Origin of the sequence: Gluconacetobacter asukensis, from assembly GCF_014174375.1 — a bacterium.
Lineage (GTDB): Bacteria > Pseudomonadota > Alphaproteobacteria > Acetobacterales > Acetobacteraceae > Gluconacetobacter > Gluconacetobacter asukensis.
In genome coordinates this window covers 150973-176168 of the sequence record NZ_JABEQE010000005.1, presented here as the reverse complement: position 1 = coordinate 176168, position 25196 = coordinate 150973, and the positions used below count along the sequence as shown (strand labels likewise).

Genomic DNA, 25196 nt, shown 5'->3' with positions numbered 1-25196 from the left:
TTCGGGACTGCGGAGAGGGATGAGGGGTGATTTCAGGCGATGCTGTCGGGGATCAGGCGGCTTTCCAGCCACGAGATCTCGTCTTTCAGCAGCAGCTTGCGCTTCTTCAGCCGCTGGAGCTGGAGCTGATCCATCGGATGCAGCGCCAGCCGGCTGATGACGGTGTCAAGGTCGCGGTGTTCGCTGCGCAGTTCGTGCAGCTTGCGGAGCACGGTATCCCGGTCAGTCAGCATTGTACCCCGTCTGGCATGTGGTCGGCAGCCCATTCTATCGATTCCCGCAGCGATGGCGAGATCCCCGATAGCGCGCATGGCCGCCCCGACGAGTCCTGCAATTTTAGCATGCGCCGCGTCGGCACCGCTGGCTTAGGCTGTCTGGTGTCGGAAACGCAAACTCGCTGGAGGCATCATGTCCCACGAACCCAGAATTCGTAGTCTGCGCCTGCGCCATGCCCGTCTTGATGACAGGATCTTCGACGAAGACCATCGCCCATCGCCTGATCACAGCGTGCTGCGCCGGCTGAAGGTGGAGAAGCTGCGGATCAAGGAAGAGATCGAACGGCTGTCCCAGCCCTGACGGGACGCGGGCTGGCCGGGGGCGGGCATGAGCCCGCCCGCGCGGATCAGGTGGCGTCTTCGCCGATTTCCAGCGGCACGGGAACGGAATGGCCTTCGCGGGTCAGGCGGTCGTTGGCTGCCTGGACCATCGCGTTGAGGTCCGTCTGGCTGCACAGGCCGAGAATGACCGGGTCGCGCGGCTTGATGTTAGCGCTGTTCCAGTGCTGGCGGTCGCGGACCTTGGCGATCGTGTCCTTGGTGGTGCCCAGCAGCTTGACGATCTGCGGCTCGGAAAGTTGCGGGAAATTGCGCAGGATGAAGGCGATTGCGTCCGGACGGTCGTTGCGCTTGGCGACGGGCGTGTAGCGCGCGCCCTTCGCGCGGCGATGGATCGGGTTGGGCGTCGACAGGACTTTCAGCCGCAGATCGGGATTGGCCTCGCAGCGGGTGATGTCTTCCTGGCGGACCTGATGGTTGGCGACCGGGTCGTAACCGACGATGCCCTGCGCGACCTCGCCATCGGCGATGGCCTGGACTTCCAGCGGATGCATGCCGCAGAATTCCGCGATCTGGGTGAAGGTCAATGCCGTCTTTTCGATGAGCCACACGGCGGTGGCCTTCGGCATCAGGGGCAGTGCGTTCATGATAACGGGTCCTAACTGCGCAATGGGTGGCGCCGCGCAGGCACCCGATCCATGTCAGCGTCCCGGAACCCGGTCCACCCCTGCGTGCCTGCAGACGCGCAATGACTTGACTACCGATATGGGGCCGTTCGGGGGGAGGGGTCAAGGGCAGGCGGGGCCTTCGGGCCATGAAAAAGGGGCCGGACTTGCGTCCGGCCCCCTGTTTCTGAACGGTACCTTGGACCTGCGCGACTCTCAGGCCGCGTGTTCGGCCGTGGGCGCGGCGGTGCCGTCATTTGCCACTTCCGGCGCGGCCTGGGCCGGGATCGTGGGCGCGCCGGTGCCGATCGGAATGCGGCGCGGCTTCAGGGCCTCCGGCACGAAATGCCTGACGGCGACGCGCAGCAGGCCATTGGTGAGGTCCGCATTGTCGACCACGATATGGTCGGCAAGAACGAAACGGCGTTCGAATGCCCGCGTGGCGATGCCGCGATGCAGGACTTCACCAGCCGGCGCGACATTGGCCAGACGGCCTGCCACCACCAGCGTGTTGTCCTGGACCGTCAGCTCGATATCTTCGGGCCCGAAACCGGCGACGGCCATGGTCAGGACGTAGCTGTCCTCGCCAAGCTTTTCGATGTTGTAGGGGGGATAGGACGGGCCCGCCGGGTTCTGGGCCGCATTGTCCACAAGGCGCGCCAGACGGTCGAAGCCGATGGCGGTGCGGAACAGCGGTGCGAAATCATAGGTCATGTCAACCTCCTCGACAGCAAGGTTCAATTCAGCAGGCGGGATGGTGACCCCTCATGGAGCGGATCGGTGCCTGACTGGCGGAAACCCGGATGGCGTTTCCGTAGCCCTGATGTGAGAAACCCCGCCCCCCGGTTCAAGGGGCAGGGTTCTGCAAACATGACAATGTGGCGGGCGGGAGCGATGCCCCCGCAGCCTTTTACGCCTTGGCGCGGCGGCCCAGACCGCCGAACTTCTTGTTGAACTTCGCCACCTGGCCCCCGGTGTCGAGCATGCGCTGCACGCCCGTCCACGCCGGATGCGACTTGGGGTCGATGTCCAGGCGCAGTGTTGCGCCGGCCTGCCCGTAGCAGGAACGGGTCTTGTATTCGGTGCCATCGGTCATGATGACATTGATTTCGTGATAGTCGGGGTGAATGCCGGATTTCATCGTCAAACCTTCATGCTGGGCCCGCCGATGCCGACCGGGGGCGTTTGCATGGCCGTATAGATGAGGCTCGGTGCGGGATCAACGCCTATCTGCCGGACGGGCGAGGCAGTCGATCCGCGGTGGTACGGCCGCAACGGGCATGTGGAAGCTGCGTTTTCCTGTTCACGCGGTATCAACCGGGTTGCTATCAACTGTCTGTCGGCAATGCGCAAGGAGGCTTCATGTCCGTCAAGGCCCCGTCCATCCACACTCCGGGATGGATTTTGGAATTCCGCACCTTTCTCATGCGCGGGAACGTCGTCGACCTGGCGGTCGGTGTCATCATCGGCGCGGCCTTTACCGCGATCGTCAACAGTCTGGTCAAGGATATCTTTACCCCGTTCATCGGGCTGCTGATCGGTGGCTTCGATTTCACCAACGTCTTCTTTACCCTGCGCGGGCCGCACCTGCCGACCCTGGCAGACGCGCAGAAGGCCGGGGCGGTGACGATCAATGTCGGGCTGTTCCTGAATGCGCTGATCCAGTTCGTCATCATCGGCTTCGTGATCTTCTGGGTGGTCAAGGCCGTGAACAAGCTGACCGCGAAGCGTGAAGAAGCACCGGCCGCGCCTCCGCCGCCGCCGCGCAGCGAAGTGCTGCTGGAAGACATTCGCGACCTGCTGGCCGCGAAGAAGACCGTACCCTGAGCCGACACGGCCTGGAGTGCCGTGATCGGGCGAGCCCGACCATGGCATTCCAGGCCCTTGTTTCTGCGATTCTTACGCCGTCAGGCCACCGTCGACGGCGAGGCAGGTGCCGGTGATGTAGCCGGCGCGGGGGCTGGCCAGGAACGACACCATATCCGCGATATCGGAGACCTTGCCGTAGCTGTCGGTGGCGGTGAAGCTGCGGATGGTCGCCGCTCCGTCGCCGTGCGCCGGGTTCAGGTCGGTGTCGATCGGGCCGGGTTCCACCACGTTGGCGGTAATGCCGCGCTCGCCCAGGTCGCGCGCCACGCCGCGCGCGAAGCCGCCCAGCGCCGCCTTGGTGGCGGAATAGAGCGAGATGCCGGGAAAGGGGGCGCGCTGGCCGAAAGCCGAGCCGATATAGATCAGCCGGCCGCCTTCGCCCATATGCTTCACGGCTTCCATGGTTTCGACCATCACTGCACGCACGTTCAGGTGCAGCGTGCGGTCGATCTGTTCCACGCTCATTTCGCCGATCGGGCCGTAGGGATACATCCCGGCGTTGCACACCAGGACGTCGAGCCGGCCGAGTGCCGCCACGGTCCGGGTGATGGCAGCGGTGTTACCTTCGGTGGTGGCGCCGTCGGCCTGGATGGCCACGGCGTGGCGGCCGAGGGCCTGAATCCTGGTCACGACCTGGGTGGCCGCCGTGGCGTTGCTGGCATAGGTCACGGCGACGTCGAAACCGTCTTCAGCCAGTTTCGCGGCGATGGCGGCGCCGATTCCACGGCTTCCGCCGGTCACGAGGGCGACACGCTGGGTCATGGATTTCATCCTTGGCTTCTGGTGGAGGCTGAGGTGCCGACTTGCCTGGGGCCGCTGGACATGTCCGTTGCCGAGCCGGCAAGGCGCCTTCATCCTCTATGCAGCGGGTTCCGCCGGGCCACAAGGAATTGGGCGGCAGGGATGGTGCGGGCGCGGTATGTGCGGCCGGGAATTGACAGGGATGTCGCCATCCGCACCGGTCGGCACGAGAGGTTTTGATCGGGGTCGATTCTGCTCTAGGCTTCGGCCATGACGAAGAGCTGGAACATGATCGGACGGCGGAAGCCCGTGGCCTTGCTGGTGGCGGGTTTTATCGGGCTGGCGGGGTGCCATGCCGGAGTGCCGGCCGAGACCATTCAGCCGGTGGACACGTTGCCGCTGCCGTTGCAGGCGTATCTGAGCGTGGATGCCTATTTCATCGCCCAGGGAATGGTTCGGGGGCGGTTGTCGGATGGGCGGCTGATGCATGACCAGGCGCGGGACCTGGTGGCCAGTACGCTCTATGCAAGGCAATTGACCGCCGGGAACCTGCTGCACCCGACGGCGGATGGCCAGCGCCGGGTGCAACTGGCCATCGAGACGATGCTGGCCTGTGTCCAGCAGGCAAACAGCGGGTCGACCGCTGCCTGCCTGGGGCCGTCGCCGGTCAGCGGGGAGGCCGGGCGTCCCGCCGCAGACGCTTCTCGCCCAGCAACAGCAGAATCGGCGCCGCGATAAAGATCGAGGACGAGGTTCCGACCACGATCCCGAACAGCATCACCCATGCGAAGCTGGACAGGCTGGCGCCGAACAGGGCCAGCGGCAGGGCGGCCAGGAACACGGTCATGGATGTGCCCAGCGTACGGCTGAGCGTTTCGTTGATCGACAGGTCGATCAGTTCGGCCAGGGGCATGGTGCGGTATTTGCGCAAATTCTCGCGCACACGGTCATAGACCACCACCTTGTCGTTGGTGGAATAGCCCAAGATCGTGAGGATGGCCGCGACCATCACCAGGTCGAACTCGAAATGCGTCACGACCAGGAAGCCGACGGCCTTGGTCAGGTCGAGGATGAGGGTGATCACGGCGCTGACCGCGAACTCCCACTCGAAGCGGAACCAGATATAGCCCAGGATCATCAGCAGGCTGATGCCGAGCGCCAGCATGCCGTCGCGGAACAGTTCGGCCGAGACTGAAGCGCCGACCGCATCGGCGCGCAGCACCTGCGCACCCGGCAGGGTGGCAACCGCGTGGCGGACCGAATCGACCAGCGCCTGGGTGCGGGCCTCGTGATCGGCGCTGGCGGCCGGGGGGGCATCCAGGCGGATCAGCACGTCGTTGGGGGCCCCGAAGGACTGGACGCCGGCGGCATCGACATGCTGGGCCGCCAGGGCCGCGCGGACCTGGCCGAAATCGGCCGGGCCCTGGGTGCGGACCTCGACGACGATGCCGCCGCGGAAATCCAGCCCCAGCGTCAGGCCGGGATGGAGGAACAGGATGACGGATGCGATCGACAGCACGGCGGAGGTGGCCAGGCCGATGAACCGGCCGCGCATGAAGTTGATACGGGTGCCATTGGGCACGAAGCGCAGGAGGGGGCGAGAGAACATGGCGTTGCGCCTCAGACCGGCAGGACAGTGGGACGGGTGCGCGCGTACCAGCGCACCATCAGCATCCGCGACAGCAGCAGCGTGGTGAACAGCGTCGTGACGATGCCGATCATGATCGTCAGGGCGAAGTTCTGCACCGGGCCGGTACCGAAGGCGAACAGCATGATGTGCGCCAGCAGGGCCGTGGCGTTGCTGTCCAGGATGGTGGAGGTCGCGCGCTCGAAGCCCGCCTGCATTGCGGCCAGGGGGGTGCGGTTGCGGGCGATTTCCTCGCGGATGCGTTCGTTGATCAGGATGTTGGCATCGACCGCCATGCCCAGGGTCAGCAGCATGCCGGCCATGCCGGGCAGGGTCAGCGTGGCCTGGAACAGCGACAGGATGGCGACCATCAGCACCAGGTTGGCCAGCAGGGAGACGTTCGCGTACCAGCCGAACCGGCCATAGAACAGGGCCATGAAGACGATCACCAGCCCGAAGCCGACGCCCAGGCTGATCATGCCGGCGCGGATCGAGTCAGCGCCCAGGGACGGGCCGATGGAACGCTGTTCGATGACCGACAGCGGGGCGGGCAGGGCGCCGGCGCGCAGCAGCAGGGCGAGGTCGGTGGCCGATTGCGCGTCGAACCCGCCGCTGATCTGGCCGTTGCCGCCGGTGATGGCGCTGCGGATGACCGGGGCCTGCACCACCTTGTTGTCGAGCACGATGGCGAAGCGGCGGCCGACATTGGCCTTTGTGGTCGTGGCGAAGGCGCGGGCGCCCACGGAATCGAAGGTGAAATCGACGGCCCATTCGCCGGTCTGCTGGTCGATGGCGGCGGAGGCGTTGGTCAGGTCGGAGCCATCGACATCGACATGATCCGCGATCGGCAGTTTCTGGTCCGGCGCGTTCATCATCGGCAGCAGGCTGACGCCGGGGCCCGGTGTGGCGCCGAGCGCGCTGTCCTGCACCATGTGGAAGGTCATCTTCGCCGTGGTGCCCAGCAGGTGCTTGACGCGTTCCGGGTCGCTGATGCCCGGCAGTTCGACCACGATGCGGTCGTCGCCCTGGCGGGTGATCTCGGGATCGACCGCGCCGGTCGCGTCGATGCGGCGGCGGACTATCTCGATCGACTGGGTGACGGCCTCGGTCGCGCGCAGGCGCATGGCCTCGGGCGAGAGCGTGATGGCGATGGCGCCGTCGGGCCGCTGGGCGACCGCGAATTCATTGGCCACCGCCATCGGCATGGCGCGCAGGGTCTTGAGGTCGGCCTCGGTTTCGGACGGCGTGCGCGGCGTGAAGGTCACGGTGCCGGCATGTGCGTCGGTCGCGATGTCCCGATAGCCGAGACCCGCGCCCAGCAGCGCCTGGCGGGTGCCGTCGGCCAGCGTGCGCAGGCGGTCGGCGGTGACGCTGTTCATGTCCACCTGCATCAGCAGGTACGAGCCGCCCCGCAGGTCGAGCCCCAGATGGATCTGCCGCCACGGCACCGTCGGCGCGGGCTGGCGCAGGGCATTGGGAAGGCAGAGCAGCACTCCCAGAAGGCAAACGGCGACGACCGAGGCCAATTTGAGCCGGCTGTAATACATCATGACTGAAAAGGGTGCTCCTTACGCCCGGCCCAGCCGGCTCCCTGTTCGCGTGTCGATGCCGCCGGACGGCCGGCGACGCGGGAACATGCCGGGCCGGCGCGCGGGATGCAACCGCTGGCGGGCGCTGGCGGTGCGGAATCCGTCCGTTTCGCAGCCGTACTCGTCAGAACAGTGACAGTTGTGCCTCGGGTGGGGGCGGTGGCGGGGCGAAGCGCGTGCAGTCCAGGGGCCGCCCGCGGGTCAGGCCCAGCGCCCGGCGGGCGCGGGCGAAACGTTGGGCCAACAGGTCGGCGTGTACTCCCTGGCCGCGGCCGCGCTGGCCGAAGGCCGAATCGTTCAGCCTGCCGCCGCGCACCGCGCGGATGCGCTGCAGGACGTGGTGTGCGCGATCGGGGTAATGGCGCGCCAGCCAGTCCTCGAACAGCGGCGCGACTTCCAGCGGCAGGCGCAGCAGGGCGTAGCCGGCATCGCAGGCGCCGGCCCCGGCGGCGGCGGTGAGAATCGCTTCCAGTTCATGATCGTTCAGGGCCGGGATCATCGGTGCGGCCAGGACGCTGGCGGGAATGCCGGCGGCGGCCAGGGCGGATATGGCCTCCAGCCGCCGGGCGGGGGTGGAGGCGCGCGGCTCCATCCTGCGGGCCAGGTCGGTATCGAGCGTCGTCACCGACAGGCTGACGCGCACCAGGTTGCGCGCCGCCAGAGCCTTCAGCACGTCGAGGTCGCGCAGCACGCCGGCCGATTTGGTGACGATGGTGACGGGGTGGGAAAACCGGTCCAGCACCGTCAGGATGGCGCGGGTGAGGCCCATCTGGCGTTCCACGGGCTGGTAGGGGTCGGTATTGGTGCCCAGCGCGATCGGGCGCACCCGGTAGGCGGGGTGGCGCAATTCGCGCTCCAGCAGGCGGGCGGCGTCGGGCTTGCAGGTCAGGCGGGTTTCGAAATCCAGCCCCGGGGACAGGCCGATCCAGGCGTGGGTGGGGCGGGCGAAGCAATAGATGCAGCCATGTTCGCAGCCGCGATAGGCGTTGATCGACCGGTCGAAACCCAGATCCGGGCTCTCGTTACGGGTGATGATGGTGCGCGCGGGCTCGAATGTCAGTTCGGTGCGCGAGGCGGATTCGTCCTCCGCCAGGCTCTCCCATCCATCATCGACCGGGGAGGGTTGGTGCCGGGCGAAGCGGTCGGGCGGTGAGAGGGTGGCGCCGCGCCCGTGGCGGATGCCGGCCAGGCTGGACGATTCGCCCGCCAGTGTGCGCGATGCGTCACGGGTCGGCCGGCCGGGGCCGATACGGATGGGTGAAGAGTCGGACATGGGGGCTCCGGCGTAACGCGCCCGGTGGGGGCGGGCGGCATGATGGCAGGCCGGTTTTGCGTCATCAAGAACAAAAAGGGAACATTCGGCCTTGCACCTGTCCCGTACGGCTGGGGCCTCTGGCCGATCGGGCGCCGGTGCTCTAACCCTTCGTCATCCTGGATACGGAGAGGATGCGATGGCGGGGCTGTTCGGTGGCGGAGCGGGACGGGGTGAGGCGGCACGGCAATTGCGCGTGGGCGTCATCGGTGCCGGGCATTTCGGACGGTTCCATGCGCTGAAGGTGGCGGCGTCGCCGCGCGAGTGCCTGGTGGGCATCCACGATCCGGACCAGGCACGGGCGGCCGCTGTCGGGGCCGAGGCCGGCGGCGCGCCGGCGCTGGCGCTGGACGCGCTGCTGGAATGTTGCGAAGCGGTGGTGATCGCGGCCCCGGCCGAACATCATTTTGCCCTGGCCGACCGCGCGTTGCGGGACGGCCGGCATGTGCTGGTGGAGAAGCCGATCGCCTCGACCCTGGAGCAGGCCGACCGGCTGGCGGCGCTGGCCGTGGAGACGGGGCTGGTGCTGCAGGTGGGGCATCTGCTGCGCTATTCGGCCGAGCACCATGCCATCACGGGGCGGATCACGCGCCCGCTTTATATCGAGGCGACGCGCATCGCCCCCTTCAAGCCGCGCGGCACCGATGTCTCGGTAATTCTGGACCTGATGATCCATGATCTGGACCTGGTGCTGGCGATCGTGGACAGCGAAATCGTGGATGTCGATGCGCTGGGGGCGGCGGTAAGTTCGCAGCATGAGGACATTGCCAATGCCCGTGTGCGTTTTGCGAACGGGTGCGTGACCACCATCACCGCCAGCCGGATCTCGCTGAAGACGGAGCGGCGGATGCGCCTGTTTTCGGAAGAAGGGTATCTCTCAGCCGATTTCGTGAAGCGCGAGCTGACGATGATCGGCCGAAAGAAGGGGCTTCCGCTGCCCGGTACCGGGGGCTTCCGCCGCGAGGTCGTGAGCTGGGACGACCATGACACGCTGGCCGCCGAGCATGTGGCCTTCGCTGCCGCGTGCCTGGATGGGGCGCCTGTGCTGGTGGATGCACAGGCCGGCCGGCGCGCGCTGGCGGCGGCGTTGGCGGTGACGGACAGTATCGCCTCGGTGCGGGCCCTGTGGGAGAAGTCGGGGCTGGTCAGCCCCGGCTGACGGGTGGCTAGAGCAGATCCTGTTTGAACGTGTGCGTTCGAACAGGTGAAGATGCTCGTAAAAACAATAAACTAGAGCATTTCTACCGAACCTGTGTTCGGTGGAAATGCTCTAGTGGGGCAGCGTCTCGATGCGGGCCGCCATGATGAAATCGTTGCGGTGCAGGCCGCCGATGCTGTGGGTTTGCAGCGTCAGGCGCACATAACCCCAGCCGAAGGCGATATCCGGGTGGTGGTCGGCGGCCTCCGCCAGGGCCGCGATGCGTTCGACCAGCGCGTAGGCGTTGGCGAAATCGGGCAGGACGCAGGAGCGCATCAGCATCGTTGCGTCCGGCGACAGGGTCCAGTTGGGGATCTGGGCCAGCAGGGTTTCGGCCTCGGCGCGCGTCAGGGCCGGTGTGTTGCGGGGGCACGGGGCGATGACCTCGCGCGCGAGGGTTGCGGCGGCGGATAGGGGCATGGGCTATTATCCTTCAGCCGGCCGCGCGCGGGCTGGGTCAGGATGAACCCAGCGACTCGCGCAGCATTTCCAGTTCCAGCCAACGTTCCTCGGCCGCTGTCAGTTCGGCCTCGGCGCGGTCCAGTTTTTCCGTCGTTGCGGTGAAGGAAGCCGGATCGCGGGCGTAGAGGCCGCCATCCGACAGGATCGTCCGCAACTGGCCGATCTGCTCCTCCAGGGTCGCGATCTGGCCGGGCAGGCGGTCCAGCGCGTGCTGGTCCTTGTAGGATAGTTTGCGCGCCGGGCCCTTTTCCGCCCGTTTCTGTGGCGCCGAAGGCGTGGCGGCTTCGGCGCGCCGGTCACCCCGGCCCGCCGGGGCGATGCCCCCACGCTGGGCCAGCATGTCGCTATAGCCGCCGGCATATTCAACCCATCGTCCGGCGCCTTCCGCCAGCAGCACTGACGTGGCCACCCGGTCGAGGAAATCGCGATCGTGGCTGACGAGCAGCACTGTGCCGGCATAGGCGTCCAGCATCTCCTGCAGCAGGTCGAGGGTTTCCAGATCGAGGTCGTTGGTCGGTTCGTCCAGCACCAGCAGGTTGGACGGGCGGGCGAGGGCGCAGGCCAGCATCAGCCGCCCGCGTTCGCCGCCCGACAGGGCGCTGACCGGGGTGCGCGCCTGTTCCGGGCGGAACAGGAAATCCTTCATGTAGCCGATGACGTGGCGCTTCTCGCTGCCGACCTGGACCATGTCGCCGCCGCCGCCGGTCAGCGTATCGGCCAGCGTGCGGGTGGGGTCGAGCGTGCGGCGCTGCTGGTCGAGGGTGACGACCGACAGGGCGGTGCCGATGCGGATTTCGCCCGAATCGGGCTGGTCCTGCCCGGTCAGCAGGCGGAGCAGGGTACTCTTGCCCGCGCCGTTGGCGCCGACGATGCCCAGCCGGTCGCCGCGCAGCACGCGCAAATCCAGCCCGTCGATGACCGTGCGGGGGCCGTAGGCCTTGTGTACGTCTTCGGCCACGGCGACCAGCTTGCCGGACAATCCGTCTTCGTTGGCCTGCATCTTCACGCCGCCGGGGGCACGCACGGCCTCGCGCCGTGCCTGGCGGAGGGCTGCGAGTTCGCCCACGCGGCGCACGTTGCGCTTGCGCCGGGCGGTGACGCCGTAGCGCATCCAGTCTTCTTCGCGCGCGATCTGGCGGTCCAGCTTGTGGGCGTCGCGTTCTTCCTGTTCCAGGATTTCTTCGCGCCAGGATTCGAAGCGGGCGAAGCCCTGGTCCAGGCGCCGCGTGACGCCGCGATCCAGCCAGACGACGCTGCGGGACAGGGTTTCCAGCAGGCGGCGGTCATGGCTGATGATGACCATGGCCGAGGACAGGGACAGCAATTCGCGTTCCAGCCACTCGATGGTCGGCATGTCGAGATGGTTGGTGGGCTCGTCCAGCAGCAGCAGGTCGGGTTCGGGCGCCAGTGCCCAGGCGAGGGCGCAGCGGCGGGCCTCGCCCCCCGAAAGGTTCGCCGGATTCTCTTCGCCCGTCAGGCCCAGTTCACCCAGCAGCAGGGCGGCGCGGTAATCGGGCCCGTCGGCGGGTATGCCGGAGCGGACGTAATCCAGTGTCGTGGCAAAGCCCGACAGGTCGGGCTCCTGAAGCAGGTATCGGACGGTGGTACCGGGCTGGAGGAATCGCGTGCCGTCATCGGCCGCCAGTTCGCCGGCCGCGATGCGCAACAGGGTGGATTTCCCGCTGCCATTGCGCCCGACGAGGCAGATCCGTTCGCCGGCCGAGACGCCGAAACCGGCGCCGTTGAGCAGCGGAGCGCCGCCGAGGGTCAGGACGATGTCCTGAAGAAGAAGGAGAGGAGGCGACATGACCGGGTTCTGGACCATGGCAAGGGCGGCACGCAAGGGGAAAGGGCCAAATCCCTGTTAAGCGAGAAAACCTGCCTTGAGAGCCGGTCTGGCGAGCGGGAGCGGCCCAAAGGGCCGCGGCCGGTGTGTGTTTCCCGGGTATCGGGGCGGCATCGACCGCGCCGGGTCAGAAGCGCGTGACGTGGGGGGAAACCTGCCTTGAGAGCCGGTCTGGCGAGCGGGAGCGGCCCAAGGGGCCGCGGCCGGCGTGCGTCTCCCGGGTATCGGGGCGGCATCGACCGCGCCGGGTCAGAAGCGCGTGACGTGAGGGGGAAACCTGCCTTGAGAGCCGGTCTGGCGAGCGGGAGCGGCCCAAGGGGCCGCGGCCGGTGTGTGTTTCCCGGGTATCGGGGCGGCATCGACCGCGCCGGGTCAGAAGCGCGTGACGTGAGGTGGAAACCTGCCTTGAGGGCCGGTCTGGCGAGCGGGAGCGGCCCAAGGGGCCGCGGCCGGCGTGTGTTCCCGAGCACCGGAGCGGAGCGGCCTTTGATGGCCGTGAGCACCGGCGCGCAGGGAACACGCGTCGGACCGCCGCCAGACCGGCTCTCAAGGCAGGTTTTGGGGGCCGCCGGTGACTGCTTGGTACGAGGGTCATCGGCTCGAACGGTTTGGTGATGACGAAGGCGGGTTCGATGGCCTCGCCCGTCAGCAGGCGTTCGGGGTAGGCGGTGACGAAGATGACCGGTGCCATGTGATGGCGCAGGATGCTGGCTACGGCGTTCGCGCCGTCGCCGCCCGTGCCCAGATTGATGTCCGCGAGGATCAGGCCCGGCTTGGTCTGGCGGGCCAGTTCGATCGCGTCGGCCTCGGTCGCGGCCACGCCGGCGACCTGATGGCCGCACCAGCGGACCAGATCCTCGATATCCATCGCGATGATCGGCTCATCCTCGATGATCAGGATGGAGGTCTGGGCGACCTTGCGCAGGCCGGCATGGGCGCGGGCGAGGATCTCGGCGGCTTCGGCCTCGCCCAGGTCCAGGACCTGCGCGGCGTCGGCGATCGTGAGTTCTTCCAGCGATGTCAGAAGCAGGAGCTTGCGCTCCAGAATGTTCAGGGCTTCGGCCTCCGAGGCCGGTCCGGGCCTGAACTGCCGCGAGATCCACTGGTACAGGCACTGCCGTGCCGGCAATGGCCCGGCTTCCGCCACCGCCAGGCCCCGCAGGCTTTCGGCCACCAGGAGATCGCCGCGTGGCTGACTGCCGGTCAGGGCACGGGCGTATCGCCTGGCATAGGGAAGGGCCCGGATCAGATCCTGCCGCCGTGAGAGGGGCATTGAACGGTCAACTCCGCAAGGAACACGTTACGTTAACAAGAAACACGTTACGTTGTTGATCATGACAGCGTTAAAATTGTCCGCAAGAGGAACTAGGGAGTAGGCTTGCCCTTCGCCGGACGGTCGTGTCGCTATCGCGACATACGGACGGCGGATGGAACGCTTCGCCCCGCCCGCGGGTGGCGACCGGCAGGATATGTGCACAAACGGCGGCAGATGCTGATTTCAAAGTATCGGATTGGGGCCATGACGGGATTTTCACGGGAGATTGGGGTTTTCTAAACGCTTCTCACGTCTTCGTCATGATTAAAACACACTCCTGCCATTACACTGATGCAAGTTCGGCAAGCGAGGAACAGAACAATGGCAAATAATTTCCATGACCAGGTCATCGCGATCCTCCCGCGTCTGCGCGTTCAGGCACTTGCCCTGACACGGAACCGAACGATGGCTGAGGACCTGGTGCAGGATGCCGTGTGCAATGCGCTGGCCGCCCAGGACAGTTTCATCCCCGGGACCAATTTTTCTGCCTGGATGCACCGCATCCTCCGTAACCGCTTCATTTCCGACCTGCGCAAGCGGCGGGAGACCACCGATATCGAGGATATTCCCGCGTCGGTGCTGGCGACCACGGCCCCGCATGAGGACCGGCTGGCGCTGAAGGACCTGGCGATGGCACTGGACCGCCTGCCCGAAGACCAGCGCGAGGCCCTGATCATGGTGGTCCTGCACGGCATGAGCTACGAACATCTGGCCGAGGCGACCGGCTGCGCGGTCGGCACGGCCAAGAGCCGGGTCTTCCGTGCCCGTCGCCAGCTGGAAAGCTGGATGATCGGGGAGGACCAGGAATCGCCGCAGATCAAGGCGCGGGTGGCCCGCATGCGTGGCCTGCTGGGCGCACGGATGGGGACACGCGAGGCTGAAGCGACACGTCCCTGATCCACGCCCCGCAACCCTTCGCTTGCCTGGCGGTTAAATCCTGAGTCGGACGGCTGGACGGTAGGTCGCAGGCTGTTTTACTGTCCGCCGACATCGACACGATCGGGATGCAGGTTTCAGAGGGTTGGCGGGGTATTAGTGGATCTCAGGGATCACCGATGACGTCCCGCAAGGATTCCCGTCCGACGCGGCCGTTGAAAGCCAGCAAGACCACCCAGCGAGACGATCCGTTCGAGCTATGGCTCAAGCGCGGGCTGCATGAGCTTTTCGATGAAGTCGCTTCCGAGCCTCTTCCCGAGGAGCTGTTGCGCCTGATCGAGGAAGACCGCAAGACCAGGGGCTAGATGGACAAGGGTGGCGAGCGGAGGCAGCCGGGGTGGGGCGTGCCCTATAGCGGATGGTTTCTGCAGCTGTTCGGGACGGTGAGCGCGCGGATGATCGCCATCATCTTCTGCGCGGCCGGTCCGATGGCGATTATCGCCGGCTTTCAGGCATGGAACAGCTATCGTCATACGCTTCAGGCGCCGGCCTTTCGGGCGGACATGGCCATCAGCCGGATCGATCTGGAGGTGCGCCACGATGTCGATCACATCGGCGCCCTGCTGTCTTCCGTCAGTCGCATGTCGCTGGACGAGAATGGGTTTGTGCGGACCCTGCAGATGGCCCGCTCGCTGACCGGGGAATTCTATCGGCTGGCGTTGCTGGATGATGAGGGGCGCGTGCTGCTGGCGGTCAATGGCGACACGCCGCTGCCTCTGCCCGACCAGGTGCCGTATGAGGACCTGCCGCGCTTCAGCGGGGATGTGCGGGTGGTGCAACTGGATATCCCGTCGCCAGATACGGTCCGGCATTCCTATATACGGGTCACGCTTTCCACGCCGATCGCCGATTCATTGGGGACGGTGCGATCCGGCTTCCTGACCGCTGTCATGCCTGTGGTCTGGAGCCGGCATCATTTGCAGATCGGCGATCCGCGGCTGGATTTCATGCAGAAGAATGGCGCGATCGATGCGTGGATCATCGGTCGTGACCGCACGCTTTCCCCCTTGTGCGACGATTGCGCCTCTCCGGGGCCGCCGCCGCCGGATGTCGTGCGCTGGCTTGGAGGCATGACGTCCGTACAGCGCGATACCCGGCAGACCCTGAGCGTCGGGGATGCCGCATTCGCGTATGGCCCGATCGAAGGCGGTGTCGCGGCCCTGACGATGACCCGCCGCAACCCGGCCGAAACCCAGGCGCTGGTCATGTTCGTGATCTGGCTGTTCGTCATCGTCAGCCTGCTGGGATTCTGCCTGATCATGGTGACGCAGAGCGCCAATGCGCTGCTGATCGCGCCCTTGCGTCGGCTGACCGATTCGGTCGAGCGGTGGCAGGCGGGCGACGGCGTGTTCAATGCGCGTTCGAACTGGGTGGTGCCGATCGAGATCCGCCAGCTGGCGCGGGCCTTCACGCAGGCGACCCGCAGCCTGGCCCGCGACGAGCGGCGCCTGGCACGGGCGGCGGTGAGGCAGGAGCTGCTGCTGAAGGAGATGCATCACAGGGTCAAGAACAACCTGCAGATCGTCGCCTCGCTTCTGAACCTGCAGGCCAACCGCATCCGCCAGACCGAGGCGCGCGAGGAATTCGCCCAGGCCCGCGACCGGGTGCGGGCGCTGGCGACCCTGCATCGTTACCTGTACGCCGAAGGCGAGCTGTTCAGCATGAACATGGAGCATTTCGTCACCGAGCTGTGCAGCCAGATCATGCAGGCGGCGGGGCATGCGGGCAGCGGGCGCCTCGACCTTTCGGTCCATGCGGCGACGCTGGAGCTGGAGCCCGACCAGGCGGTGCCGCTGGCGCTGATCATCACCGAGATTGTCAGCAATGCCATCAAGCATGCCTTTGCCGACGGGCGGCGCGGCACCATTTCCGTCAGGCTGGAGCGGGTGGAGCCCAGCCAGGCGCGGCTGGACATTGCCGATGACGGGATCGGGCTGGCCGGTGGATACCGGCTGTCGGGCGAGGAGCGAAGCGGGATCGGCATGCAGCTGATCCGCGGTTTCGCGCGGCAATTGGGTGGAAGCCTGAAGATCATCGAGGAGAACGGGACGCGCTATATCCTTCTGTTCCCTCTGAAAGCGGATGAAACGGGCGATCTCGTCCGCTGAATCCGCATGGCGGGTGGCCATATGACGGGGCGATTCACGATCGGGAATGGGTGTCCCTGGCTGGGCGCTTCGATTATAGGTCGCGGTCATGAGCGGTGACAAAATGGTGATGCGTGCCTGGACACGGGCGCAGTCGCGCCTGGGACGAAGGCAGGCGATGCCCGTCATGGGCTGCGGCATGCTGGCAGGGCTGGTGGCCGTCGGCCAGGCATGGTGTGTGGCATCCATCCTCGCGCGGGGGCTGGTCGGGCCCGGTACGGCCGCATGGCCCGGTGCCGGCCAGTTGCTGGCCGCCCTGGCGGGGCTGGCCTTGCTGCGCGCCCTGCTGCTGGCCCTGGGTGACGTTTCGGCGGCCCGGGCCGGGCGTGGTGCCCGCGCGCGGCTGCGCGACGAGGTACTGGGGGCCATCCTGCGGGGCGGGCCGGCGCTGTTGCGGCGTCGGCACAGTGCGGAGCTGACGGCGCTGGCCGTCGACCGGATCGAGGCCCTGGACGGGTTCTTCGCGCGTTGGATTCCGGCCTCGGTTCTGTGGATCGCGGTTCCGGGGCTGATCGCGGCGCTGGCCGCGCTGATGCAGCCGGGCGCGGGGCTGATCATGATCGTGTGCGGCCTGGCCGTGCCGGTGGGGCAGGCCGTCTTCGGCATCGGTGCCGCCGTGGCGTCGCGCAACCAGTTTCTGGCCATGACCCGGTTGCAGGCCCGGTTCCTCGACCGGGTGCGCGGCATTGCCACCATCGTCCTGCTGAACCGGGCCGATGACGAGGCAGGGCGGCTGGCCGATGCCGCCGACGAACTGCGCCGGCGGACCATGAAGGTGCTGCGGGTGGCGTTTCTGTCCTCGGCGTCGATCGATTGCGCGATGGTGGTGGCGCTGGTGCTGATCGTGGTGCGTGACGGCGGGATGGTGCAGGTTCTGCGGCATGGCGGCGCATCGGCCGCGCTGGCCGATGCGGTGGCGCGCAGCCTGTTCGTGCTGCTGCTGGTGCCGGAATTCTTCGCCCCCCTGCGCGCGCTGGCCCTGGCCTATCAGGATCGCGCCCATGCGTCCGGTGCCGCGTCGGCGATGGGGGACCTGCCGGACGGGACGGTATCGGCCGCTACGGCACGGGGTGCGGTGCCTGTCCTCTCGGAGGGCGGGGTATCGGTGGCTTTCGAGAACGTCACCTTTGCGTGGGATGCCGCGCGCGGGCCGGTCTTCGAAGCGTTGAGCTTCACCGTCCCGGCCGGGGAGATCCTGACGCTGGTCGGGCCCTCCGGCGCCGGCAAATCGACGATCATCGAGATGCTGCTGGGCTTTATCGTACCGGATAGCGGCCGCGTGCTGGTTGGCGGGGTGGACCTGGCCACCATGGCGCCGGCGACCCAATCGGGGCTGATATCGTGGATCGGGCAGAAACCGGTGCTGTTTGCCGGCACGCTGCGCGAGAATATTCTGTTCGCCCGGCCCGATGCCGACGAGGATGCATTGCGCGCGGCCCTGCACGCGGCGGCGGTCGACCGCTTTGCCGCGGATCTGCCCGAGGGGCTGGATACGCCGATCGGTGAAGGCGGGTTCGGCCTGTCGGGCGGGCAGGCGCAGCGGGTGGCGATTGCGCGGGCCTATCTGAAGGACGCGCCGCTGCTGCTGCTGGATGAGCCGACGGCGCATCTGGACCCGGAGACCGAGAGCGAGATCTTCGCCAGCCTGCGCATTCTGGCGCGGGGGCGGACGGTGATCCTGTCCAGCCATGCGGCGGGGGTGCGGGCGTTTGCCGGTCCGTGCCTCGATCTGGGAAAAATGCGCTGTTCGCAGCCTGGTGCGGGCCTGATGGCGCCTGTCGAGGAGGGGCATGTCCATGTCTGACAGATCCCTGTCCGGCCGGGCGGCCGAGGATCGTGATGGTCTGGTGCCGGTGCTGTGCATTATGGGGTTGTGGAAGCGCCGCGCGCCGCGACTGGCTGCGGGTGCCGTATTGTCGCTGCTGGCGTTGCTGGCCGGGCTGGTGCTGATGCGTGGGGCCGGCGCGCGCATGGCCGGGCTGGCCTTCGGCGGCGCTGTGGCGGGGCTGGTGGTGCTGCGTGCATCGGGTGTGGCGCGCGTGGTGCTGCGCTATGTCGAGCGTCTGGTCACGCATGATGCGATGTTCCGGGCGCTGGCCGATATCCGCGTCTGGTTCTTTCGCCGCCTTGCCGGTGGGGCGGCGGCCGGGCTGGGGTTCCGCCGCGCGGGCGACCTGCTGTCGCGCCTGGTGTCGGATGTCGAGGCGCTGGACGGGCTGTATCTGCGGATCATGGTTCCGCTGGCTGGGGCGTGTCTGGTCCTGCCGTTTCTGGTACTGGCGATTGGGCCTGTCGATCCGGTGCTGGCGGTGCTTGTCGGCGGGCTGTTCGTGGTTGGCGCCTTTGTGCTGCCGCTGGCGGCGGCGCTGATGGGGCGGCGCGAGGCCGCGATCCTGACGCATCGTCTGGCCGATCTGCGGATCGGGGTGCTGGATCTGGTCACCGGGCTGCGCGAGATCCGTGCCTTTGGGGCTGAAGGACGCATGTTGTCGCACGCGCGGGCGCGCGACGCCGCGTTGCTGCGGGGGCAGGCGCGGCAGGCGCGGTTGCTGGCGGTGATGGGCGGGGTGTCCTATCTGTGCGGTCAGGCGGCGGTGCTGGCGGTGCTGGCTGCGATCCTGGGTGTCGGGCTGGGGCCGATCCCGGCGGCGCGTGGGGTAGGGCTGCTGTTTCTTGTGATCGCGGGGTTCGAGAGTGCCGGTGGCCTGACGCGGGCCGGGGCGCTGGCCGGTGGGATCAGCCGTGCGGCGGCGCGGGTGGTTGCTGTCGGCGAGAGTGACGGGCCGGCGGTCAGCGTGGGTACGCGGCCGGCGCCGGTGGGCACCGATATCCGCTTTGAGCAGGTCTCGTTCCGCTGGCAGGCGGATCGGGCTGCCGTATTCGACGGGTTGAATCTGGAGATCCGGCAGGGAGCGCGAGTTGCGATCCTGGGGCCGTCGGGGATTGGCAAATCCTCGCTCGCGGCGCTGCTGCTGAAGGTTGCGTCGCCGTCATCGGGGCGGATCATGCTGGGTGGCGAGGATCTGGCGACGTTGGAAAGTGGGTCGGTGCGCCAGCGGATGGCATGGCTGTCTCAGGCCACGCATCTGTTTGCCGATACGATCCGCGCCAATCTGTTGTTGGGCCGGCCTGATGCGACCGAGGCCGATCTGTGGACGGCGCTGGATCGTGCCCAGGTGGGCGATGTGGTCCGCGCGCTGCCCGAGGGGCTGGATGCATGGCTGGGCGAGGGCGGAGCGTCGCTCTCGGGTGGCCAGGGGCGGCGGATCGCGCTGGCCCGGACCCTGCTCTCCGACGCGCCGATCCTGATCCTGGACGAGCCGGCGACCGGGCTGGATGCCGAGACCGAGCGCGAATTCCTGACCACGCTCTATGACGTGACGGCCGGCCGCACGGTGATCCTGATCGCGCATCGACTGGTCGGCGTGGAAAAACTGGACCGCGTCTGGCGCCTGTCGGACGGAAAGGCCGTCGCCGCCGCTGTTTGAAACGGGGGCTTCTCCAACAAAGATGTATGGAGTTTCTGCTCGGAAACGGGGTTCTGGTGAGCGAGAGTGCCGCGCAGCGGCACGCTCGTCGTGTGTTTCCGAGCATCGAAGCGGAGCGGCCTTGATGGCCGCCCGCCGCGAAGCGCGGAAAACGGCGTCGGATTGCCGATGCAAATGTCTTCCAAGGCGCACGGGTTTCTGCCCGGAAAGGTGTGCTGGTGAGCGAGAGCGGTCCGGAACGGGCCGCGCCCGGCGTGTGTTTCCGAGCATCGGAGCGGAGCGGCCTTGATGGCCGTGAGCACCGAAGCGCAGGAAACGCGCGTCGGATCGCCGCCAGCGCGCCTTTCCGGGCAGAAACTGAGGTTGACGTGGGGGTGGGGAGGAGGCACCAAGGTCCCCTGTCCATATGTCGCTGACTTTCCCGCATTGTTAGCGGCGGATTCATCCGTAAGCCGTTCAAGCAAGGGGATCTGCCGATGCGTCGCCTCTCTCTGGTCCTGGGGTTGTGCCTGCTGGCGGGATGCGCCGACGGTCCGTCACGGAAATATGTCGTGTTTTTCACGCGTGATTCCACGGCGCTGGAAGAACCGGCCCTGTGGGTGGTGCAGCATGCGGCGGAGCAGGCCGGGCAGTATCCGCTCTCGGTCGTGACGGTCGAGGGATATGCCTCGGCGCATGGTGACCTGTCGGCCGATGCCCTGCTGGCCATTGATCGGGTGAAGAAGGTTTCGGGTCAATTGGTGGCTGACGGGGTGAAGGCCGACCGTATCCGGCAGCGGCCGCGTGCGCCCTCGAACGAGGACGGCGCTGTTGGATCGCGCCGGGTCGAGATTGAGATTGCAGCACCCTGACGCCCCGGTTGCGGACCGCATGATGGGGTCGCCCCTTGCCGGCATGACGGGTACCGAGGCGGAGGATACGCCCCGGGCGATCCTGTCGCGCGTGTTCGGATTCCCGGATTTCCGCGGCCTGCAGGAGCAGGCGGTGGATGCGGTGATGGCCGGGCGTGATTGCCTGGTGCTGATGCCGACCGGCGGCGGCAAGAGCATCTGCTACCAGGTGCCGGCCCTGGCGCGTCCGGGCACCGGGCTGGTGATTTCGCCGCTGATCGCGCTGATGGACGATCAGGTGGCGGCGCTGCGGCAGGTCGGGGTGAATGCCGGGGCGCTGCATTCGGAGCTGGAACCCGATGATGCGGCGCGGGTGCGGGCCGACCTGGCGGCCGGCCGGCTGGATATCCTGTATGTCTCGCCCGAGCGGCTGCTGTCGCCCGGCACGCTGGATCGGCTGTCGCGGCTGACGATCTCGGTGATTGCGATCGACGAGGCGCATTGCATTTCGGCCTGGGGGCATGAATTCCGGCCCGAATATCGGGCGCTGGCCAGCCTGCCCGAGCATTTCCCCGGTGTGCCGCGCATTGCGCTGACGGCCACGGCCGATCCGCGCACCCAGACCGACATCCTGGGCGCGTTGGCGATGCCCGAGGCGCTGGTCCTGCGCGCCAGCTTCCATCGGCCGAACCTTGATATCGCCGTGCGGGCGAAGACGTCGGAGCTGCGGCAGGTGCTGGAAGTGCTGGGGCGGCATGCGGGCGAGGCGGCGATTGTCTATTGCGGCAGTCGCAACAAGACCGAGCGGGTGGCGAAGTCGCTGTCCGAACGTGACTGGCCGGCGCTGCCGTTCCATGCCGGATTGTCGCCGATCGAGAAGCGCGCGGCCCTGGCCCGTTTCCGCTCCGGCGAGCCGGTGGTGATTGTCGCGACCGTGGCGTTCGGGATGGGGATCGACCGGCCGGACGTGCGGACGGTGGTGCATCTGGACATGCCCTCGTCGCCCGAAGCCTATTACCAGCAGATTGGCCGCGCCGGCCGTGATGGCGAGAAATCGGAGACCGTCCTGCTGTATGGCGGTGACGATATCGCGCGGGCGCGGCACTGGCTGGAGCAATCGGCCGCGCCCGAGGCGCAGAAGCGGATCATGAGCGCCCGGCTGGAGGCGATGATCACCCTGACCGAGACCACGGGGTGCCGCACGCAGGCGCTGCTGGGCTGTTTTGGCGAGACGCTGGCGACGCCGTGCGGGCATTGCGACAATTGCCGCAATCCGGTCGCTTCGTTTGACGGTACCGTCGAGGCGCAGAAGGTGTTGTCGACGATTTATCGCATCGGCCAGAAATTCGGCGCCGTGCATGTGGCGGCGGTGTTGCGCGGCAAGGTGAACGAGATGGGGGCGCGCTACAGCCATGATCGGCTGAGCGTGTTCGGGATCGGCAAGGACAGGCCGGAGCAGTTCTGGCGCGGGGTGATCCGGCAGTTGATCGCGCGCGGGGCCATTCGGGTGACCGGGGATTACAATGCGCTGGCGCTGAACGAGCCGCTGGCGCGCCCGATCCTGCGGGGCGAGGAAAAGGTGCTGCTGCGCGACGATCCGGTTGAGGAACTGAAGACGACGCGCGGTGCGAAACCTGCGGGCACCGCCCGGCCGGCAATTGTCCTGCCACCGGAGGCCGAGGGCCCGTTTGCCGCCCTGCGTGCCTGGCGGCTGGGGGAGGCGCGGGAACAGGAAATTCCGCCCTATGTGATCTTCCATGACGCGGTGCTGCATGACATCGCGATCGAACGTCCGGCGACGCTGGACGAGCTGGGGCGGATCAAGGGGGTGGGGGCGTCCAAGCTGGACCGCTACGGCGACGCCGTGCTGCAGGTTCTGGCCGAGGCGGGCTGATTCCATGGCGGGGGTCCCGACCGAGGAACGCTATCGCGAGATCCTGTCGTTGGTGCGCGCGCGTGGCTATGTGGCGAACGAGGAACTGGCGCAGCGCCTGCGCGTGGCGGTGCAGACGATCCGCCGCGACGTGAACCATCTGGCCAGCATCGGGCAGTTGGCCCGGCATCATGGCGGGGCGGGGCTGGTCTCGTCGATCGAGAACATTGCCTATGCCGAGCGGCAGATCCTCAACCGGCGGGAGAAGGAGGCGATCGGCCAGATCGCGGCCCGGGAAATTCCGGACCATTCGTCGCTGTTCATCAATATCGGCACGACGACCGAAGCTTTTGCGCGTGCCTTGCGGCATCATCAGGGGCTGCGGGTCATTACCAACAACCTGCATGTGGCCTCGACCCTTGCGCCGGAATCCAGCTTTCGCGTTGTGGTGGCGGGGGGGACAGTGCGCTCGCATGATGGGGGGATTACCGGCCCGACCGCGACCGCGATGATCGACCAGTATCGGGCCGATTTCGGGGTGATCGGGATCAGCGGCATTGAGGAAGACGGTACGCTGCTGGATTTCGACCTCGATGAGATCGATCTGGCGCGTGCCATCATGCGCAATGCGCGCACCGTGTTCCTGCTGGCCGATCACACCAAGTTCGGGCGGCGGCCGATGGGGCGGGTGGGGCATCTGTCCGAGGTGCAGGCGCTGTTCACCGATCGGCCGCCGCCGCCATCGGTGCGTGCGGTGCTGGAGCAGCATCAGATTGCCCTGCATATTGCGGGTGTCGGCGCGTAAATGTCCGGTATGTTCTAAAACGAACATAGTGGCCGGGTTTTATGTCAACTCGCTTTGAGATTGACGCATAATACGGGTTCTCTCCGTGGGTATTCCATCGGCCGTTCCGGCCGAAGAAGCCTTGGCCAACTCCACCTATGACTCGGCAGTGCCTGAGGCTCTGCGCCCCAATCATTCGGTAACGAATGGGTTTCCAAAGGGCGACTGCCCTTTGGTGGGTCAAGGGCAACGCCTTTGCCGGGCATCAAGAGTTCGTAACCGCGCTTCTCTGCTTCGTTTTGCGTTGATTCTTCCTTTTGTGTTCGTTTACGAACATCGTCAGGAGGAACGAGTCATGCTGTCCGATCCATCGCGCGGGGCGAATGCCGCGCGGGAACCCTATGACCTGCTGATTGTCGGTGGCGGTATCAACGGCGTCGGCATTGCGCGGGACGCCGCCGGGCGCGGGGCGTCGGTGCTGCTGGTGGAGCAGCATGATCTGGCGTCCCATACCTCGTCCGCCAGCACCAAGCTGATCCATGGCGGCTTGCGGTATCTGGAATATTACGAATTCCGCCTGGTGCGCGAGGCGCTGATCGAGCGTGAGCGGCTGTTGGCGATCGCGCCGCATATCATCTGGCCGCTCTCGTTCGTGCTGCCGCATTCCAGGCTGGTGCGGCCGGCCTGGATGCTGCGGATGGGATTGTTCCTGTACGATCATCTGGGCGGGCGGATGACGCTGCCGCGCTCGCGCGGGGTGCGGCTGGACCGGGACCCGGTCGGCAGCCCGTTGCGGCCGGACTATCGGCGGGGCTTCATCTATTCCGACGGGCGGGTGCTGGACAGCCGGCTGGTGGTGCTGAACGCCATGGATGCGCAGGCGAAGGGGGCCGATATCCGGACCCGCACCGCGTTGATCGGCGCCCGCCGGGTCGATGGTGTGTGGGAAGCGACGATCGAGGATGCGGCCGGGCAGCGGGTTGTGCGGGCGCGCGGGCTGGTGAATGCCGCTGGGCCGTGGGTCGAGCGCGTGTTGCGGAATACGCTGGCGATCAGGACCTCCAAGCAGGTTCGGCTGGTCAAGGGCAGCCATATCGTGGTGCCCCGGCAGTTCGAAGGCGAACAGGCCTATATTTTCCAGAATCCTGACAAGAGGATCGTGTTCGCGATTCCGTACGAGCGGGATTTCACGCTGATCGGAACCACCGACATTCCGTGGGCTGCCGATCCGGGCGAGGTCCGGATTGCCGAGGATGAGGTGCGCTATCTGTGCGAGAGCGTGAACCGGTATTTCCGCAATCCGGTGACGCCCGCGGATGTCGTGTGGTCCTATGCCGGGGTCCGGCCGCTCTATGACGATGCGGCGCAGAATGCCTCGGCGGTGACGCGCGATTATGTGCTGGATGTCGACGCGCCGCCGGGCGAGGGGGTGCTGCTGTCGATCTTCGGCGGCAAGATCACGACCTATCGCCGCCTGGCCGAGCATGCGCTGGAAAAGCTGGCGCCCAGCCTGCCGGTGCTGGGTGGGCCGGGATGGACCGCCAGCCGGGCATTGCCGGGCGGCGATCTGGGGGCGGGTGGGTTCGATGCGGCTGTGGCGCGGCTGCGTGCCGATGTGCCGTTTGTCTTGGCCGACGAGGCGTGGCGGCTGGTCCGCAATTACGGGACGCTGGCGTGGGAAATCGTGGGGAAGGCGCAGCGACGTTCCGATCTGGGTGAGGATTTCGGCGGCGGGCTGACCGTGCGCGAGGTCGAGTATCTGATCGCGCAGGAATGGGCCGTGACTGCCGACGATATCCTGTGGCGCCGTTCGCGCCTTGGGCTGCATGTCGGCCAGGCGGGCCGGGAGCGGCTGGAACGCTATCTCGAGGCCCGGCGTGAGAATGTGCCCGACAGCTGGCCCGCCATGGCGGGTTAGGACCGGCTGCCCGGTAGGGCATGGCGGCGGGTTCAGGGGCCC

Annotated in this window: 23 protein-coding genes and 1 pseudogene; 13 read left to right on the top strand and 11 right to left on the bottom strand. The window is 67.1% G+C overall.

All coding sequences use genetic code 11. The annotated features are described in order from the left end of the window. Positions 1–32: 32 nt before the first annotated feature. Positions 33–233 (bottom strand): YdcH family protein, encoded by a 201-nt coding sequence (locus tag HLH35_RS07980; RefSeq protein WP_182978633.1) that lies wholly within the window; start codon positions 231–233, stop codon positions 33–35. A gap of 175 nt (positions 234–408) precedes the next feature. Between HLH35_RS07980 and HLH35_RS07975 the strand changes: the two genes are divergently transcribed. After that, positions 409–576: a YdcH family protein gene (locus HLH35_RS07975; RefSeq protein ID WP_182964610.1), complete on the top strand. Its 168-nt coding sequence runs from the start codon at positions 409–411 to the stop codon at positions 574–576. A 46-nt stretch (positions 577–622) separates the two neighbouring features. Here HLH35_RS07975 and HLH35_RS07970 read toward each other — a convergent pair whose 3' ends face one another. From HLH35_RS07970 to rpmE, 3 genes are all read right to left on the bottom strand, one after another. Continuing rightward, positions 623–1201 carry a DUF1013 domain-containing protein gene (locus tag HLH35_RS07970; RefSeq protein WP_182964609.1) on the bottom strand — a complete coding sequence of 193 codons (579 nt, stop codon included), beginning with the start codon at positions 1199–1201 and terminating at the stop codon, positions 623–625. 234 nt (positions 1202–1435) lie between these two features. Beyond that, entirely contained in the window at positions 1436–1933 is a 498-nt protein-coding gene (locus tag HLH35_RS07965) for an Hsp20 family protein (protein WP_182978632.1), read from the bottom strand. Positions 1934–2129: 196 nt separating this feature from the next. Then, a complete protein-coding gene (gene rpmE / locus HLH35_RS07960; protein ID WP_182978631.1) occupies positions 2130–2360 on the bottom strand; it encodes a 50S ribosomal protein L31 in 231 nt (76 codons plus the stop codon). Between the two features lie 221 nt (positions 2361–2581). On the opposite strand from rpmE, the gene mscL reads away from it, so the two are divergent. Next, entirely contained in the window at positions 2582–3046 is a 465-nt protein-coding gene (gene mscL, locus HLH35_RS07955; RefSeq protein ID WP_182978630.1) for a large conductance mechanosensitive channel protein MscL, read from the top strand. A 72-nt stretch (positions 3047–3118) separates the two neighbouring features. Here the strand turns inward: mscL and HLH35_RS07950 are convergent, their stop codons facing one another. Continuing rightward, positions 3119–3850: an SDR family NAD(P)-dependent oxidoreductase gene (locus HLH35_RS07950; protein ID WP_182978629.1), complete on the bottom strand. Its 732-nt coding sequence runs from the start codon at positions 3848–3850 to the stop codon at positions 3119–3121. A 267-nt stretch (positions 3851–4117) separates the two neighbouring features. Between HLH35_RS07950 and HLH35_RS07945 the strand changes: the two genes are divergently transcribed. Continuing rightward, positions 4118–4567 carry a hypothetical protein gene (locus HLH35_RS07945; protein ID WP_182978628.1) on the top strand — a complete coding sequence of 150 codons (450 nt, stop codon included), beginning with the start codon at positions 4118–4120 and terminating at the stop codon, positions 4565–4567. On the opposite strand, the gene secF is transcribed toward HLH35_RS07945, so the two are convergent. From secF to HLH35_RS07930, 3 genes are all read right to left on the bottom strand, one after another. Beyond that, the gene (gene secF / locus HLH35_RS07940) at positions 4497–5438 is read right to left on the bottom strand and encodes a protein translocase subunit SecF (protein WP_182978627.1); all 942 of its coding nucleotides are present in this window, start codon (positions 5436–5438) and stop codon (positions 4497–4499) included. The two genes, HLH35_RS07945 and secF, sit on opposite strands and share 71 nt — an antisense overlap. Before the next feature lie 11 nt (positions 5439–5449). After that, positions 5450–7006, bottom strand: coding sequence for a protein translocase subunit SecD (gene secD, locus HLH35_RS07935; RefSeq protein ID WP_182978626.1), 1557 nt, complete (start codon positions 7004–7006; stop codon positions 5450–5452). Positions 7007–7169: 163 nt separating this feature from the next. After that, positions 7170–8318, bottom strand: coding sequence for a PA0069 family radical SAM protein (locus tag HLH35_RS07930; protein ID WP_182978625.1), 1149 nt, complete (start codon positions 8316–8318; stop codon positions 7170–7172). Between the two features lie 178 nt (positions 8319–8496). Between HLH35_RS07930 and HLH35_RS07925 the strand changes: the two genes are divergently transcribed. Beyond that, the gene (locus tag HLH35_RS07925; protein ID WP_182978624.1) at positions 8497–9516 is read left to right on the top strand and encodes a Gfo/Idh/MocA family protein; all 1020 of its coding nucleotides are present in this window, start codon (positions 8497–8499) and stop codon (positions 9514–9516) included. A gap of 111 nt (positions 9517–9627) precedes the next feature. Here the strand turns inward: HLH35_RS07925 and HLH35_RS07920 are convergent, their stop codons facing one another. From HLH35_RS07920 to HLH35_RS20370, 3 genes and pseudogenes are all read right to left on the bottom strand, one after another. Next, entirely contained in the window at positions 9628–9975 is a 348-nt protein-coding gene (locus tag HLH35_RS07920) for a 4a-hydroxytetrahydrobiopterin dehydratase (RefSeq protein WP_182978623.1), read from the bottom strand. A gap of 37 nt (positions 9976–10012) precedes the next feature. After that, a complete protein-coding gene (locus tag HLH35_RS07915; protein ID WP_182978622.1) occupies positions 10013–11824 on the bottom strand; it encodes an ABC-F family ATP-binding cassette domain-containing protein in 1812 nt (603 codons plus the stop codon). Positions 11825–12431: 607 nt separating this feature from the next. Beyond that, positions 12432–13136: pseudogene (locus HLH35_RS20370) on the bottom strand (PhyR family response regulator anti-anti-sigma factor); the annotation flags it as partial. A 363-nt stretch (positions 13137–13499) separates the two neighbouring features. Here HLH35_RS20370 and HLH35_RS07905 point away from each other — a divergent pair. The 9 genes from HLH35_RS07905 (at position 13500) to glpD (ending at position 25154) form a co-directional block, all read left to right on the top strand. Further along, a complete protein-coding gene (locus HLH35_RS07905; RefSeq protein ID WP_182978620.1) occupies positions 13500–14075 on the top strand; it encodes a sigma-70 family RNA polymerase sigma factor in 576 nt (191 codons plus the stop codon). Between the two features lie 158 nt (positions 14076–14233). After that, positions 14234–14419 (top strand): hypothetical protein, encoded by a 186-nt coding sequence (locus HLH35_RS07900; RefSeq protein ID WP_182978619.1) that lies wholly within the window; start codon positions 14234–14236, stop codon positions 14417–14419. Continuing rightward, positions 14420–16222 carry a sensor histidine kinase gene (locus tag HLH35_RS07895; protein ID WP_182978618.1) on the top strand — a complete coding sequence of 601 codons (1803 nt, stop codon included), beginning with the start codon at positions 14420–14422 and terminating at the stop codon, positions 16220–16222. An 88-nt stretch (positions 16223–16310) separates the two neighbouring features. Further along, entirely contained in the window at positions 16311–18065 is a 1755-nt protein-coding gene (gene cydD, locus HLH35_RS07890; RefSeq protein WP_182978617.1) for a thiol reductant ABC exporter subunit CydD, read from the top strand. Then, positions 18052–19749: a thiol reductant ABC exporter subunit CydC gene (cydC, locus tag HLH35_RS07885; RefSeq protein WP_182978616.1), complete on the top strand. Its 1698-nt coding sequence runs from the start codon at positions 18052–18054 to the stop codon at positions 19747–19749. The genes cydD and cydC overlap by 14 nt, the downstream gene beginning before the upstream one ends. A 476-nt stretch (positions 19750–20225) precedes the next feature. Further along, positions 20226–20600 (top strand): OmpA family protein, encoded by a 375-nt coding sequence (locus HLH35_RS07880; protein WP_182978615.1) that lies wholly within the window; start codon positions 20226–20228, stop codon positions 20598–20600. A gap of 22 nt (positions 20601–20622) precedes the next feature. Further along, complete coding sequence (gene recQ / locus HLH35_RS07875; protein WP_408870108.1) at positions 20623–22473, top strand: DNA helicase RecQ; 1851 nt, start codon at positions 20623–20625, stop codon at positions 22471–22473. 4 nt (positions 22474–22477) lie between these two features. Further along, the gene (locus HLH35_RS07870) at positions 22478–23257 is read left to right on the top strand and encodes a DeoR/GlpR family DNA-binding transcription regulator (protein ID WP_182978614.1); all 780 of its coding nucleotides are present in this window, start codon (positions 22478–22480) and stop codon (positions 23255–23257) included. A 334-nt stretch (positions 23258–23591) separates the two neighbouring features. Continuing rightward, positions 23592–25154 carry a glycerol-3-phosphate dehydrogenase gene (glpD, locus tag HLH35_RS07865; protein ID WP_182978613.1) on the top strand — a complete coding sequence of 521 codons (1563 nt, stop codon included), beginning with the start codon at positions 23592–23594 and terminating at the stop codon, positions 25152–25154. Positions 25155–25196: the final 42 nt, after the last annotated feature.

What these genes read in the sequence shown, in the direction of transcription:
- rpmE (WP_182978631.1), bottom strand. Translation starts at nt 2,360, where the DNA reads ATGAAATCCGGCATTCACCCCGACTATCACGAAATCAATGTCATCATG.
- recQ (WP_408870108.1), top strand. Translation starts at nt 20,623, where the DNA reads ATGGGGTCGCCCCTTGCCGGCATGACGGGTACCGAGGCGGAGGATACG.
- HLH35_RS07915 (WP_182978622.1), bottom strand. Translation starts at nt 11,824, where the DNA reads ATGTCGCCTCCTCTCCTTCTTCTTCAGGACATCGTCCTGACCCTCGGC.
- HLH35_RS07975 (WP_182964610.1), top strand. Translation starts at nt 409, where the DNA reads ATGTCCCACGAACCCAGAATTCGTAGTCTGCGCCTGCGCCATGCCCGT.
- HLH35_RS07925 (WP_182978624.1), top strand. Translation starts at nt 8,497, where the DNA reads ATGGCGGGGCTGTTCGGTGGCGGAGCGGGACGGGGTGAGGCGGCACGG.
- HLH35_RS07950 (WP_182978629.1), bottom strand. Translation starts at nt 3,850, where the DNA reads ATGACCCAGCGTGTCGCCCTCGTGACCGGCGGAAGCCGTGGAATCGGC.
- HLH35_RS07900 (WP_182978619.1), top strand. Translation starts at nt 14,234, where the DNA reads ATGACGTCCCGCAAGGATTCCCGTCCGACGCGGCCGTTGAAAGCCAGC.
- HLH35_RS07965 (WP_182978632.1), bottom strand. Translation starts at nt 1,933, where the DNA reads ATGACCTATGATTTCGCACCGCTGTTCCGCACCGCCATCGGCTTCGAC.
- HLH35_RS07980 (WP_182978633.1), bottom strand. Translation starts at nt 233, where the DNA reads ATGCTGACTGACCGGGATACCGTGCTCCGCAAGCTGCACGAACTGCGC.
- secF (WP_182978627.1), bottom strand. Translation starts at nt 5,438, where the DNA reads ATGTTCTCTCGCCCCCTCCTGCGCTTCGTGCCCAATGGCACCCGTATC.
- HLH35_RS07945 (WP_182978628.1), top strand. Translation starts at nt 4,118, where the DNA reads ATGATCGGACGGCGGAAGCCCGTGGCCTTGCTGGTGGCGGGTTTTATC.
- cydD (WP_182978617.1), top strand. Translation starts at nt 16,311, where the DNA reads ATGAGCGGTGACAAAATGGTGATGCGTGCCTGGACACGGGCGCAGTCG.
- HLH35_RS07870 (WP_182978614.1), top strand. Translation starts at nt 22,478, where the DNA reads ATGGCGGGGGTCCCGACCGAGGAACGCTATCGCGAGATCCTGTCGTTG.
- cydC (WP_182978616.1), top strand. Translation starts at nt 18,052, where the DNA reads ATGTCCATGTCTGACAGATCCCTGTCCGGCCGGGCGGCCGAGGATCGT.
- secD (WP_182978626.1), bottom strand. Translation starts at nt 7,006, where the DNA reads ATGATGTATTACAGCCGGCTCAAATTGGCCTCGGTCGTCGCCGTTTGC.
- HLH35_RS07970 (WP_182964609.1), bottom strand. Translation starts at nt 1,201, where the DNA reads ATGAACGCACTGCCCCTGATGCCGAAGGCCACCGCCGTGTGGCTCATC.
- HLH35_RS07880 (WP_182978615.1), top strand. Translation starts at nt 20,226, where the DNA reads ATGCGTCGCCTCTCTCTGGTCCTGGGGTTGTGCCTGCTGGCGGGATGC.
- mscL (WP_182978630.1), top strand. Translation starts at nt 2,582, where the DNA reads ATGTCCGTCAAGGCCCCGTCCATCCACACTCCGGGATGGATTTTGGAA.
- HLH35_RS07920 (WP_182978623.1), bottom strand. Translation starts at nt 9,975, where the DNA reads ATGCCCCTATCCGCCGCCGCAACCCTCGCGCGCGAGGTCATCGCCCCG.
- HLH35_RS07905 (WP_182978620.1), top strand. Translation starts at nt 13,500, where the DNA reads ATGGCAAATAATTTCCATGACCAGGTCATCGCGATCCTCCCGCGTCTG.
- glpD (WP_182978613.1), top strand. Translation starts at nt 23,592, where the DNA reads ATGCTGTCCGATCCATCGCGCGGGGCGAATGCCGCGCGGGAACCCTAT.
- HLH35_RS07930 (WP_182978625.1), bottom strand. Translation starts at nt 8,318, where the DNA reads ATGTCCGACTCTTCACCCATCCGTATCGGCCCCGGCCGGCCGACCCGT.
- HLH35_RS07895 (WP_182978618.1), top strand. Translation starts at nt 14,420, where the DNA reads ATGGACAAGGGTGGCGAGCGGAGGCAGCCGGGGTGGGGCGTGCCCTAT.